The organism is Frankia sp. AgB1.9, assembly GCF_016786355.1.
Taxonomy (GTDB): Bacteria; Actinomycetota; Actinomycetes; order Frankiales; family Frankiaceae; genus Pseudofrankia.
The window spans coordinates 17,675-30,025 of the sequence record NZ_JADWYX010000060.1; the positions used below are offsets into that span (position 1 = coordinate 17,675).

A 12,351-nucleotide genomic window follows, 5' to 3' on the forward strand; every position below is an offset into this window, starting at 1 on the left:
GTGGACGGTGAGGTCCTGGAGGGCACGACCTCCTCGATCATCGCGGTCGTCGGCGGGCGGGGCCACCCCCCCCCCCCCCCCCCGCGGGGGCGGCGCGCCCGCCCCACCCGGGCGGCCGGGGCGGCCGGGCGGGGCGACGCGCGGTCAGTGTGCTCCGAGCTGCCCGCGGACCGCGTCGAGCAGCTGGTTCCAGGAGTCCTCGAACTTCGTCACACCCTCCTGCTCGAGGACCTCCACCACGTCGTCCAGGTCGACGCCGACGTTTTCGAGCGCCGCGAACACGGCGCGGGCGTCGCCGTAGTTCGGCCGGATCGTCTCGCCGGGCACCTCGCCGTGGTCACCGAAGGCCAGCAGGGTCGCCTCCGGCATGGTGTTCACCGTGCCGGGGGCGATCAGCTCGTGGACGTAGAGCGTGTCCGGCAGCGACGGGTCCTTCGTCGACGTCGAGGCCCACAGCGGCCGCTGCGGCTTCGCGCCGCGCGCGGCCAGCGCCGCCCAGCGCTCGGTCCCGAACGCCTTCTCGTAGCGCTCGTAGGCCAGCCGCGCGTTCGCGATGGCGGCCTTCGCCCTGAGCGTCTGGGCGGCCGGGGTGTCGATCTTCTCCAGCCGCTTGTCGACCTCGGAGTCGACCCGGCTGACGAAGAACGACGCGACCGACTCCAGCCGGGAGACGTCGTGGCCGTTCGCGAGGGCCTGCTCGAGGCCGGTCATGTAGGCGTCCATCACCGCCTCGTAGCGCTCCAGACCGAAGATCAGCGTGACGTTGACGCTGATCCCCGCGGCCAGGGTGGCGGTGATGGCCGGCAGGCCCTCCAGGGTCGCCGGGATCTTGATGAAAAGGTTCGGCCGGTCGACCATCCACCACAGCGAGCGGGCCTCGGCCAGGGTCTTGTCGGTCTCGTGGGCCAGCCGCGGGTCGACCTCGATCGAGACCCGCCCGTCGGTGCCGTCCGAGGCGTCGTAGGCCGGGCGTAGCACGTCACAGGCGACCCGGACGTCGGCGGTGGTGATCAGGCGGATCGCCTCGCCGACGTCGACGCCGCGGATCGAGAGGTCGTGCAGCTGCTCGGCGTACGCCTTGCTCGACGTGATCGCCTTCTGGAAGATCGTCGGGTTCGTGGTGACGCCGACGACGCTGTGGGTCCTCGCCAGCTCGGCGAGGTTGCCGGAACTCAGCCGGTCGCGGCTGATGTCGTCCAGCCAGACCGCCACTCCCGCGGCGGAGAGGTCGGAGAGCGGGTTGGTCATGGTCGTGTTTCCTCTCCGCGGAGACGCTGTGCTGCCCGACGGCCAGGCACCAGCCCAGGCGTCCAGGGCCAGGCGCGGGCCAGGACGTCGGTGGCAGGGTGCGGGCCGGGCACTCAGCGCCTCCCTACCCGGTGATGGATGGGGTCATCCCACGGTGGCGCGACCTTGGTGCTGGCCGCCGCGGACGGACCTGCCTTGGCTTAGTGTGCCCACCCCGGTCGCGGAGGTGAACAGGGTGGCCACGTGAACAACTGGCGACGCGGCTGTCCGTCGACCGCGCGACCTGTGGGGAAGTCTCACGGCAGGCGGGCCGCTGCCGCACGGTCCTAACACGAATGGGACCTCGGTCATGCCGTTTCGGCCCGATCGGGGGGCCGGACCCGGTTCGGCAGGGGTTTTGCCGAGTGCCTCCGGGGTTTCGCCGGGTCTCTCGCGTTGCGCCGCCGGTGGTCGCCGCGCCCGTGCCCGCCAAGGGCGGTTAGACTCCGACACGACGTAGAACCCCCGGCCCGCCCCGGCGGGCGCAACGGTGCCGCCCCTCTTCCCGGGGCTGAACGTGAGGTCGCCCTGTCCACCCTGGCAGTCCTGCGCCGCCGCCAGACCGCTCCGCGCCAGCGCGCGGCCACGGTCCCCGGCGCCCGCCAGCTGACCGCCGCGGGCGGCCAGGCGGATCACGTCTCCAGCGCGGTCGCGGTCACCCAGACCCTCGCCACCGCGACAGTCCTGCCCGACGCCTCCGTGCCCCTGGCCGACGGCGTTCTCGACCCCGCCACGTTCGACGCCGGCCAGGTCGACGCCGGCCCCGACACGGAGCCGGCCGGGGCCGGTGGCCGCCTCGACGCCGTGCTGGCGAAGACGCGCGCGTACATCGCGCTGACCAAGCCGCGCATCATCGAGCTGCTGCTGATCACGACCGTCCCCGTGATGATCCTCGCCAAGCGCGGCCTGCCGTCGCTCTGGCTGATCCTGATCACGCTCGTGGCCGGCACCCTCGCCGCGGGCAGCGCGAACACGATCAACTGCTACGTCGACCGCGACATCGACGAGATCATGGCCCGCACCAAGCGCCGCCCGCTGGTGAAGGCCACCGTCACGCCGGTCGAGGCGCTGCGCTTTGGCATCGTGCTCGGCATCGTCGCGACGCTGCTGTTCGGCCTGCTGGTCAACTGGCCGTCCGCTCTGCTCGCCGACGGCGCGATCGCGTTCTACGTGTTCGTCTACACGCTCGGTCTGAAGCGCCGGACGTCCTCGAACATCGTCATCGGTGGCGCCGCGGGCTGCTTCCCGGTGCTGATCGGCTGGTCCGCCGTGACCGGCACGGTCGGCTGGGGCGCGGTCGTGCTGTTCGGGGTCGTGTTCTTCTGGACCCCGCCGCACTTCTGGGCGCTGGCGATCAAGTTCAAGGACGACTACGCCGCAGCGGGCGTGCCGATGCTTCCGGTCGTCGCGCCGCTACGCGAGGTCGGACGCAAGATCCTGATCTACTCGTACGTGATGGTCGCGACGTCGCTGGTGCTCTACCCGGTCGCGGACGCGGGCTACGTCTACCTCGGCACGGCGGTTGTCACCGGCGCCTGGTTCCTGTTCGAGGCCCACCGGATGACCCACCAGATCGCCAAGGGCGCCGAGATCCGCCCGATGCGCCTCTTCCACTACAGCATCACCTACCTGACGCTGCTCTTCATCGCGGTGGCTGTCAGCCCGCTGGTCTGACGGCCAGATCGTCGGCCCGGTCGCGGTCCGGCCACGGGCCTCGTCCGGCTCCGGGGACTGATCGCCGTTTCAGCCCTCGGGTGGCTGTAGTTGCCGCTGTTCTACGACCACGCGAGGGCCAAAACGGCGATCACCCGTCGCCGCCCTGGTCACTCCGACACTGTCGGGTAGTATAGCGTCGGAGTAGACAGTAGCGGGCAAAGGCCTCATTGGATCGCGTCGGCGGTCGGCCCGCTGATCGGGCCGCGACCCCCGACGAGAGGCCGCGTATACCGGAAGGTATGCCTGCTGGGTATGCTAATGACCATGAGCGTTACCACGATCAAGGTCGAGAGCGTCGTACGCGACCGCCTGGCGGCCGTCGCGCGGGCGCGCGGGACCACCATGGCGGCGCTGCTGGAGACCGAGTCGCGGCGTCTGGAGTCCGAGGTGCGGTGGTCCGCGATCGAGGACGCCTACGCCCAGATGCAGCGCGAGGACCCACGCGCCTGGCGTGAGTATCTTGCCGAGCTTCATGAATGGGACGCTGGAACGGCCGGCATGGACACGGCGGCTGCGTCGGAGTGGCCGGAGTACAACAGTTGAGCGTGCGCCGCGGTGACATCTGGCTTGTGTCGCTGGATCCGACGGTCGCCAATGAGCAGCGGGGAACCCGCCCGTGCCTGGTCATCTCCACCGACCGTTTCAACGCGCTGCCGATCCGCCAGGCGATGGTCGTCCCGCTGACCACCCGTGAGCGTGGCTTCCCGCATCACATCTCGGTGCGAGACGACGGCGGCCTGAGCCGCGCCAGTTGGGCCATGTGCGAGGGTGCCCGCATCGTCTCGACCGAGCGGTTCGGAAAAATGATCAGTACAGCCTCGGGTGTAACCGTGACTGACGTGGCCGACCAGCTGACGTCCTGGATCGGAAGCGTCTGAAGACAAGCGAGCAAGTCGTCTTTGTCGTGCCGTGTGGTCGCGGGCGACCACGAAGGCGCGACCGCCAGGACGAACGCGGTAGACCCGCTAGTGCGCTGTTTCGGCCCGCGCTGGACGATCGGGCAGGGCCAGCCAGAGGCATAGGGCGGCGATCCACATGGCGGTCGCGCCGGCAACGTGGAGGGCGACCAGGCCGGCGGGGATGCCGAGGAAGTACTGGGTGAAGCCGATCGCGGCCTGGGCGACGATCGTCGCGGCCAGGGCGTCGGCCCAGCGGCGGGCCTCGCGGGACGCCTTCCCGAGCCGGACGGCGAACAGCAGCGCCACGCTCAGGCCGGTCAGCAGCATCGCGCCGTCGGCGTGCAGCTGGGCGACGGTGACGATGTCGAAGCCGAACCGGCGGGCATGGGTGGCGTCGCCGCCGTGCGGGCCGGTGCCCGTGACGACCGTTCCGAGCACGAGCACCGCGAACGCGGCGACGACCGTGACGCGGGCCAGCCAGAGCAGCTCGCGGCGGACCGAGACGGTGACCGGCCCAGGGCCCTGCCCGGCCCGGCGGTAGAGCACTGCGCCGTTGACCAGCAGCACCATCGACAGCAGGAAGTGCGCGGCCACGGTCGCCGGGTGCAGGTCGGTGAGCACCGTGATCCCGCCCAGCACGACCTGGGCGACGAACCCGGCCCACAGGCCGAACGACAGCCAGACCAGGTCGCGCCGCGCCCGCCGGTCGGCCAGCCGCAGCGCGGCGACCGGCGTGACCAGCATGATCATGCTCATCACGATGGTGACCATGCGGTTGGAGAACTCGACGATGCCGTGGGTCGCGTACTGGCTGCGCGGGACCCAGGAACCGTCGCCGCACTGCGGCCAGGTCGGGCAGCCGAGCCCGGACCCGGTCAGCCGGACCAGCCCGCCGGTCACCACGATCAGCCCGAGAAACACCAGACCGACGAGGGTGAGGAGCTGGAACGCCCGCGGGCTGACGGTCGGCAGCCGCCGCGGCGAACGGGTCGTGACGCCGGAAGGCCCGGCGGGTTCGCCAGGCCGGTCCGTCACGGCCTCGGCCTGTGCCGGCGGGGCCTCGATCTGCGCCACCTGGGCCTCCGGGTGCTCGGCTCTCGGTCGCTTCGACGGTTTGTAGAAGACGACCTCCCGGGCCATCGTACGTTGGGTCCGGCCCACGGTCCGACGGCCCGGTGTCCGGCCTACTCCCAGCGGAAGGTCCGCGCGGCCAGCGCCACCGACCCGACCGCCCAGCAGGCCAGCACGAGGACCGGGCCGACCCCGGGAGCCGCGGCATTGGCGAGCACGTCGCGCAGGCCGTTCGACAGGGCGGCCGTCGGCAGCCCCTCGGCGACGACACGCAGCCAGCCCGGCAGCTTCGACAGCGGGAAGACCACCCCGCCGATCAGCAGCAGCAGCAGGTAGACGCCGTTGGCCGCCGCCAGCGTCGCCTCGGCGCGCAGCGTGCCGGCCATCAGCAGGCCGAGGCCCGAGAACGCCGTCGTGCCCAGCACCAGCAGCACGGCCAGCCAGCCGATGCCGGCGGCCGTCCCGGGCAGGTGCGGGTGCCAGCCGAGCGCCAGCCCGGCGCCGACCAGCAGCAGGGCCTGGACGACCTCGATCGCCAGCACCGCCAGCGTCTTGCCGGTGAGCAGCACCCAGCGCGGCAGTGGCGTCGCGCCGAGGCGCTTGAGCACCCCGTACCGGCGCTCGAACCCGGTCGCGATGGCCTGCCCGGTGAAGGCCGCCGACATCACCGCCAGCGCGAGCACCCCCGGCACGAGGAAGTCGACCGACTTCTGGCCGTCGGAGGGCAGCACGTCGACCGCGCTGAAGAACAGCAGCAGCCCGATCGGGATGATCAGGGTGAGCAGTACGGACTCGCCGTGCCGCAGGTTCAGGCTCAGCTCCATCCGGGTCTGCGCCCCGAGCATCCGGGACGGGCGGCCTGCTCCGGGCGCCGGGCGGAAGTCCAGCGGCGCCAGCCCCGCGGCCGCGTCAGGGGTGGCGGTCATGACGCCAGCTCCGAGCCGGTGAGATCCACGAAGACGTCCTCCAGGCTGCGCTGCTCGACCCGCAGGTCGTTGGGCAGGACGCCGTTGCCGGCGCACCAGGCCGTCACGGCGGCCAGGAAGGCCGGGTCGACGGTGCCGCGCACCACGTAGTGCCCGCCGGCCCGCTCGGCGGCCTGCGTCCCGGTCGGCAGCGCGGCGAGCAGCTGGTCGAGGTCAAGGCCGACGGGGGCGCGGAAGCGCAGCTCTCCGTCGGCCCCGCCGCGGGTCAGCTCGGCCGGTGTGCCGGCGGCGACGACCTTGCCGCGGTTGACGATGACGACCTGGTCGGCGAGTCGCTCCGCCTCGTCCATCGCGTGGGTCGTGAGCAGCACGGTGACGCCGGCTGCGCGCAGCTCCTCGACGAGGTCCCACGTCTCGTGCCGGGCGCGGACGTCCAGCCCGGCCGTCGGCTCGTCAAGGAACACCAGCTCGGGCCGGCCGACGACGGCCATCGCGAGTGACAGCAGCTGCTTCTGGCCGCCGGACAGGCGGCGGAACGGGGTGCGCGCCGCGGCACCGGTCAGGCCGACCCGGGCCAGCAGCGTGGCAGGGTCCAGCGGGTTGGCGTGGTGCGCGGCCACCAGCCGGAGCATCTCGTCGGCGCGCGCCCCCGGGTACATGCCGCCGGACTGGAGCATCACGCCGACGCGGGGGCGCAGCTTCTGGTCGGCCGGGTCGGCGCCGAGCACCCGGACCTGGCCGCCGTCGCCGCGCCGGAAACCCTCGCAGATCTCCACGGTCGTCGTCTTGCCTGCGCCGTTCGGCCCGAGCAGCGCGGTCACGGTGCCCACCGGGACGCCGAACGAAAGCCCGTCCACCGCGCGGGTCGGCCCGTACGTCTTCAGGAGGTCGACGACCTCGACCGCCAGGATCTCCGCCACGCGCCCGATCCTACGTACGGCTTGGTCAGCGGCGTGGGCCGAGGCGGGGTGGGACGGAGGTGGGCGCGGGGGCGCCGAGGCGGCGGCGGTCGAGGCCGACGGCCGGGCGGCGGCGTGCGCCACCGGGGGCACCGGCGCCGGAGGTCGAGTCGGGGCCGGGCTCGACGAGCGCGCCCCAGGCGCCGAGGCGTTCGTAGAGGAGCTCCGGTGTCGTGGAGTACAGCCGTGACAACGACGTCAGGTCGGAGCGCCGAAGCCGCAGCACGTCGCGTGAGCTGTCCGAGCGCAGCACCTGCACGATCGCGATCCAGCGCCGCAGCGGCCCGGTCCGGGTGGGCGGCAGCTTGCGCAGCCGGCGCAGGTCGATGACCAGGGGTGGCAGGCTGTCGACGTCCCGCCGGTCGGTCGTCGGCGGGACCAGCAGCGTCGCCGGCACGTCGTAGAGCTCGGCCAGCTCCACCAGCCGGTGCACCCGCATGACGCGGCTGCCCCGCTCGTAGGCGCCGAGCGTGCCGGCGGTCCAGCGGCCGGCGGTGATCTCCTGTACATCCAGCAACGACATGCCACGCCGGTTGCGGACCGCGCGCAGGCGACGGCCGAGCTCGACGGCGTAGTCAGTGTCAGACACGATCTCCGTCCGAGGGTCAGGGGAAGCGGGAGCTCCAGCTGGCCCCCGTCACAGCGTGTCAGGGATCGGCTCCGCTGCACGGCCGAGCCGGTCGCGAGGACCGCCCCCTCCAGCGCGTAGTGGACCGGCTCGCCGGCCAGCTGGAACGCGACCGTGCGCAGCAGGGCGCCGTCCCGCCGGGGCGGCGGCGGCGTCGGGCCGGTGTTCAGCAGGACGAACGAGCCGGTCCCGTAGGTGTTCTTGGCCTGGCCCGGCGCGAAGCAGGCCTGCGCGAACAGCGCGGCCTGCTGGTCGCCGACCGCCGCCGCGACCGGCACCGAGACGCCCAGGAACGTCGCCGGGTCGGTCTCGGCGTAGACCTCGGAACTGGGCCGGACCTCGGCCAGCAGCTCCATCGGCACGCCGAGCAGCTCGGCCATCGGCGCGGACCAGCTGGCGTCGGCCAGGTCGAGCAGCAGGGTGCGGGAGGCGTTGGTGACGTCGGTCACGTGGGTCCGGCCGCCGGTGAGCCGCCAGATCAGCCACGTGTCGACCGTGCCGAACGCCAGCTCGCCTCGCCCGGCGCGCCGGGCCAGCTCGGGGTCGTCCGCCAGCAGCCAGGCGATCTTCGTGCCGGAGAAGTAGGGATCCAGCACCAGTCCGGTGCGCTCGGCGACCTCGGGGCCGTGGCCGGCGGCGGCGAGCCGCTCGCAGGCGCTCGACGTGCGCCGGTCCTGCCAGACGATCGCCGGGGCGACCGGCCGGCCTGTGCGCCGGTCCCAGACGACCGTCGTCTCCCGCTGGTTGGTGATGCCGACGGCGGCGATGTCGGCCGGGGTGCGCCCGGCGGCGCCCAGCGCGGCGGACACGGTCGCCACGACCCCGCCCCACAGCTGCTCCGGGTCCTGCTCGACCCAGCCGGGCCGCGGGTACGTGACGGTCACCTCGGTCTGCGCCCGGCCCACGACGTGCGCGGACTGGTCCAGGACGCATACGGTCGTGCCAGTGGTTCCCTGATCGACGGCCACCACCACGGGCTCGGGCATCGTCGGATGCTATCGGGCCCTGCGGCGCCTGGGATTCGGACGCTCCGCGCCGGTGTTCGCCTGAGCTGGCTGTCGCCCGGTTCGCGTCGCTCCGGTCGCAACGGACCGTTCGGGACCGGGAATGTCGGGTATGCGTCAACGGCGAGGGTGCGGGGCGCCGGGTTCGACGGGGCCAGGGAAATAGGGCACACTGGTGTTGTGAAATCCGCGCACGATCGTGAGCCGCTCCCTGGTGGGCTGCTTTCGGGTACGGCTGCGGGAACGACTGTCGGGACCGCCGACGGCCGCACCCGCGACCGGGTCGTGCGCATCCTGCTGGAGGCGGGACCCTCCACGGCCGCCGAGCTGGCCCACCGGCTCGACCTCTCGTCGGCCGCGATCCGCCGGCACCTGGACGCCATGGTCGCCGACGGCATCCTCACCCCGACCACCGTGCACGTCCGCGGCCCGCGCGGCCGGGGGCGTCCGGCACGGCACTACGCGCTGACGGACGCCGGCCACGAGGAGGCCGGGCCGACCGCCTACTCGGACCTGGCGGCGGGAGCGCTGCGCTTCCTCGACGAGGTGGGCGGCCCCGACGCCGTCGGCCGGTTCGCCGAGAGCCGTGGCCGGGAGCTGGAGCTGCGGCTGGCCGGCGCGGTCGAGGGGGTGCCGGAGGACCGGCGCCTGTCGGCCCTGGCCGCCGCGATGACCGCCGCGGGTTACACGGCGAGCGTCTCCGAGGTGCCCAGCGGGACTCAGATCTGCCAGCACCACTGCCCGGTGCAGCATGTGGCCGAGCGGTTCCCCGCGCTGTGCGAGGCGGAGACGGCGGCGCTGTCGCGGTTACTGCACACGCACGTTCAGCGGCTCGCCACCATCGCGCACGGCGACGGTGTCTGCACGACGCACGTTCCTGGCAAGCCCGCCGCCGACACCGAGGGCTCGGCGCCGGCGGACAACACAACGGTGCCCGTGAGGATCACATAATGACGACCTCTGCCGAGACCGCCCTTGAGGGCCTGGGCTCGTACAAGTTCGGCTGGGCCGACGCCGACGCGTATGCCGACGACGTCGAGCGCGGACTTTCCGAGGCGGTCGTGCGCGGCATCTCGGCCAAGAAGTCCGAGCCGTCGTGGATGACCGACCTGCGGATGAAGGGCCTGAAGCTCTTCGAGCGCAAGCCGATGCCGACCTGGGGTGCCGACCTCTCCGGCATCCACTTCGACAACATCAAGTACTTCGTCCGCTCCACCGAGAAGCAGGCGGAGAGCTGGGACGACCTGCCGGCGGACATCAAGGACACGTACGACAAGCTCGGCATCCCCGAGGCGGAGAAGCAACGCCTCATCTCCGGTGTCGCGGCCCAGTACGAGTCCGAGGTCGTCTACCACAAGATTCGTGAGGACCTCGAGGAGCAGGGCGTCATCTTCCTCGACACCGACAGCGGCCTGCGCGAGCACCCGGAGATCTTCAAGGAGTACTTCGGCTCCGTGATCCCGGTCGGCGACAACAAGTTCGCCGCGCTGAACACCGCCGTCTGGTCGGGCGGCTCGTTCATTTACGTGCCGAAGGGCGTGCACGTCGAGATCCCGCTGCAGGCCTACTTCCGGATCAACACCGAGAACATGGGCCAGTTCGAGCGCACGCTGATCATCGTCGACGAGGGTGCCTACGTGCACTACGTCGAGGGCTGCACCGCGCCGGTCTACTCGTCGGACTCGCTGCACTCCGCCGTCGTCGAGATCATCGTCAAGAAGAACGCGCGCTGCCGGTACACGACCATCCAGAACTGGTCGAACAACGTCTACAACCTCGTCACCAAGCGGGCCGCCTGCCAGGAGGGCGGCACGATGGAGTGGATCGACGGCAACATCGGCTCCAAGGTGACGATGAAGTACCCGGCGGTGTGGCTGCTCGGTGAGCGCGCCCGCGGCGAGGTGCTCTCGATCGCGTTCGCCGGCCCGGGCCAGCACCAGGACGCGGGCGCCAAGATGGTGCACGCCGCGCCGCGCACGTCGTCGCAGATCATCTCCAAGTCGGTGGCCCGCGGCGGCGGCCGGACCTCCTACCGCGGCCTCGTCCAGATCCACGAGGGCGCCAACCAGTCGAAGTCGACGGTGAAGTGCGACGCGCTGCTCGTCGACACGGTCAGCCGGTCGGACACGTACCCGTACGTCGACGTCCGCGAGGACGACGCGTCGATCGGCCACGAGGCCTCCGTCTCCAAGGTCGGCGAGGACCAGCTCTTCTACCTGATGAGCCGGGGCATGGCCGAGGACGAGGCGATGGCGATGATCGTGCGTGGCTTCGTCGAGCCGATCGCCCGTGAGCTGCCGATGGAGTACGCCCTGGAGCTCAACCGCCTGATCGAGCTGCAGATGGAAGGGTCGGTCGGCTGATGGCCGTGAGTGAAGCGCGGGCGCGCGTCGACGGGTCGGGGCGCCCGCCGATGGTCCCGGCTCCGTCCGCTCCGGTCCGCTCCCGTGACCCGGAGGCGCACCCGGCTCCGACCGGCCGCGAGGAGGCCTGGCGGTTCACCCCGCTGCGCCCGCTCAAGGCGCTGATCGCCGGCCAGGAGCCCGACGGCAAGGTCGACGTCGCCGTCTCGGCGCCGGACGGTGTCGAGGTCGAGAACGTCGGCACCGATGACCCGCGGGTCGGCCGGGTGCTGACCCCGGTCGACCGGGTCGCCGCGTTCGCGACGGTCCGGGCCGGCGGGGCGCTCGTGGTCACGGTCCCGGCCGAGGCCGAGCTCGACGAGCCGATCCTGCTGCGGCTGCGCGGCGACGGCGGGGTCTGTTACAGCCACCTGGCCGTCGAGGTCGGCCCGTTCGCCCGGGCCACCGTGGTCCTCGACCACACCGGCACGGCGAAGTACGCGGGCAACGTCGAGGTCTACGTCGGCCACGGCGCGAACGTCACGTTCGTCTCCCTGCAGGACTGGGACGACGACGCGGTGCACGCCGGCGCGCACGCGTTCTCGGTCGGGCGCGACGCCCGGCTGCGGGCCACCCACATCACGCTGGGCGGCCAGCTGGTGCGGCTGTGCCCGACCGTCGACTACCGCGGCCCCGGCGGGGACGCGGAGCTGTCCGGCCTGTTCTTCACCGACGCCGGCCAGCACCAGGAGCACCGCCTGCTGGTCACCCACCAGGAACGCAACTGCCGCAGCCGCGTCACCTACAAGGGCGCGCTGCAGGGCGCGGACGCGCACTCGGTGTGGATCGGCGACGTGCTCATCGGCGCGGACGCGGTCGGCACCGACACCTACGAGATCAACCGCAACCTCGTCCTGACCGACGGGGCGCGGGCCGACTCGGTGCCGAACCTGGAGATCCTGACCGGTGAGGTCACCGGCGCCGGCCACGCCAGCGCGACCGGCCGGTTCGACGACGAGGCGCTGTTCTACCTGATGGCCCGGGGCATCCCGGCCGATGAGGCCCGGCGACTGGTCGTGCGCGGCTTCTTCGGCGAGGTGCTCGACCGCGTCGGCGTCGAGTCGCTGCGTGAGCGGGTGACCGCCGCCGTGGACGCTGAGCTCGCGGGGGTGGGTGCATGACCCTCCAACGGGTCTGCGCACTGGCGGAGCTGGGAGAAGGCTCGGCGCTGGGCGTCGAGCTGGACGTGCCGGGGCAGGACGAGCCGACGCCGGTGTGCGTCGCGCTGACCGGCGGGAACGTGTACGCGCTGCGGGACGAGTGCTCGCACCAGGACGTCCGGCTCTCGGACGGCGAGGTCGAGGACGGCAAGATCGAGTGTTGGCTGCACGGCTCCCAGTTCGACCTGGAGAGCGGCAAGCCGACCTGTCTGCCGGCCATCGACCCGGTGCCGACCTACCCCGTGACCATCGAGAGCGGCGACGTCTACGTAGACCTCGCCGCAGCCGAGCAGAAGTGA

The 12,351-nt window shown here is 72.2% G+C and carries 12 protein-coding genes and 1 pseudogene; 7 read left to right on the top strand and 6 right to left on the bottom strand.

The annotated features are described in order from the left end of the window. Positions 1–144: 144 nt before the first annotated feature. On the bottom strand, positions 145–1,248 hold the full coding sequence (gene tal, locus I6A60_RS23260; protein WP_203022211.1) for a transaldolase: 1,104 nt from the start codon (positions 1,246–1,248) through the stop codon (positions 145–147). Between the two features lie 843 nt (positions 1,249–2,091). Between tal and I6A60_RS23265 the strand changes: the two genes are divergently transcribed. The 3 genes from I6A60_RS23265 to I6A60_RS23275 all read left to right on the top strand — a co-directional run bounded on the left by I6A60_RS23265 (position 2,092) and on the right by I6A60_RS23275 (position 3,881). After that, the gene (locus tag I6A60_RS23265; protein WP_203022223.1) at positions 2,092–2,961 is read left to right on the top strand and encodes a heme o synthase; all 870 of its coding nucleotides are present in this window, start codon (positions 2,092–2,094) and stop codon (positions 2,959–2,961) included. 306 nt (positions 2,962–3,267) lie between these two features. After that, positions 3,268–3,546 carry a hypothetical protein gene (locus tag I6A60_RS23270; RefSeq protein WP_203022210.1) on the top strand — a complete coding sequence of 93 codons (279 nt, stop codon included), beginning with the start codon at positions 3,268–3,270 and terminating at the stop codon, positions 3,544–3,546. A gap of 2 nt (positions 3,547–3,548) precedes the next feature. Further along, positions 3,549–3,881, top strand: coding sequence for a type II toxin-antitoxin system PemK/MazF family toxin (locus tag I6A60_RS23275; protein ID WP_203022209.1), 333 nt, complete (start codon positions 3,549–3,551; stop codon positions 3,879–3,881). 87 nt (positions 3,882–3,968) lie between these two features. Here the strand turns inward: I6A60_RS23275 and I6A60_RS23280 are convergent, their stop codons facing one another. The 5 genes and pseudogenes from I6A60_RS23280 to I6A60_RS23300 all read right to left on the bottom strand — a co-directional run. After that, on the bottom strand, positions 3,969–4,976 hold the full coding sequence (locus I6A60_RS23280; protein WP_203022222.1) for a heme A synthase: 1,008 nt from the start codon (positions 4,974–4,976) through the stop codon (positions 3,969–3,971). A 110-nt stretch (positions 4,977–5,086) separates the two neighbouring features. Next, complete coding sequence (locus I6A60_RS23285) at positions 5,087–5,899, bottom strand: ABC transporter permease (RefSeq protein ID WP_203022208.1); 813 nt, start codon at positions 5,897–5,899, stop codon at positions 5,087–5,089. Beyond that, positions 5,896–6,819, bottom strand: a complete 924-nt coding sequence (locus I6A60_RS23290; protein WP_203022207.1) for an ABC transporter ATP-binding protein — start codon at positions 6,817–6,819, stop codon at positions 5,896–5,898. The genes I6A60_RS23285 and I6A60_RS23290 overlap by 4 nt, the downstream gene beginning before the upstream one ends. A 25-nt stretch (positions 6,820–6,844) precedes the next feature. Beyond that, positions 6,845–7,447: a helix-turn-helix domain-containing protein gene (locus tag I6A60_RS23295; RefSeq protein WP_203022206.1), complete on the bottom strand. Its 603-nt coding sequence runs from the start codon at positions 7,445–7,447 to the stop codon at positions 6,845–6,847. 74 nt (positions 7,448–7,521) lie between these two features. After that, a pseudogene (locus tag I6A60_RS23300) lies at positions 7,522–8,472 on the bottom strand (FGGY family carbohydrate kinase); the annotation flags it as partial. 198 nt (positions 8,473–8,670) lie between these two features. Here I6A60_RS23300 and I6A60_RS23305 point away from each other — a divergent pair. Genes I6A60_RS23305 through I6A60_RS23320 form a run of 4 tightly spaced genes read left to right on the top strand, consistent with a single transcriptional unit; the run spans position 8,671 to position 12,351 of the window. After that, positions 8,671–9,441 carry a helix-turn-helix transcriptional regulator gene (locus tag I6A60_RS23305; protein WP_374113435.1) on the top strand — a complete coding sequence of 257 codons (771 nt, stop codon included), beginning with the start codon at positions 8,671–8,673 and terminating at the stop codon, positions 9,439–9,441. Next, a complete protein-coding gene (gene sufB, locus I6A60_RS23310) occupies positions 9,441–10,853 on the top strand; it encodes a Fe-S cluster assembly protein SufB (RefSeq protein WP_203022204.1) in 1,413 nt (470 codons plus the stop codon). The genes I6A60_RS23305 and sufB overlap by 1 nt, the downstream gene beginning before the upstream one ends. Continuing rightward, entirely contained in the window at positions 10,853–12,013 is a 1,161-nt protein-coding gene (gene sufD, locus I6A60_RS23315) for a Fe-S cluster assembly protein SufD (RefSeq protein WP_203022203.1), read from the top strand. Before sufB ends, sufD begins: the two co-directional genes overlap by 1 nt. After that, positions 12,010–12,351: a non-heme iron oxygenase ferredoxin subunit gene (locus I6A60_RS23320; protein WP_013425960.1), complete on the top strand. Its 342-nt coding sequence runs from the start codon at positions 12,010–12,012 to the stop codon at positions 12,349–12,351. The genes sufD and I6A60_RS23320 overlap by 4 nt, the downstream gene beginning before the upstream one ends.

Bases quoted from the DNA above. Each gene is read 5' to 3' on its own strand.
- sufB (WP_203022204.1), top strand. From the start codon at position 9,441: ATGACGACCTCTGCCGAGACCGCCCTTGAGGGCCTGGGCTCGTACAAG.
- tal (WP_203022211.1), bottom strand. From the start codon at position 1,248: ATGACCAACCCGCTCTCCGACCTCTCCGCCGCGGGAGTGGCGGTCTGG.
- I6A60_RS23285 (WP_203022208.1), bottom strand. From the start codon at position 5,899: ATGACCGCCACCCCTGACGCGGCCGCGGGGCTGGCGCCGCTGGACTTC.
- I6A60_RS23320 (WP_013425960.1), top strand. From the start codon at position 12,010: ATGACCCTCCAACGGGTCTGCGCACTGGCGGAGCTGGGAGAAGGCTCG.
- sufD (WP_203022203.1), top strand. From the start codon at position 10,853: ATGGCCGTGAGTGAAGCGCGGGCGCGCGTCGACGGGTCGGGGCGCCCG.
- I6A60_RS23270 (WP_203022210.1), top strand. From the start codon at position 3,268: ATGAGCGTTACCACGATCAAGGTCGAGAGCGTCGTACGCGACCGCCTG.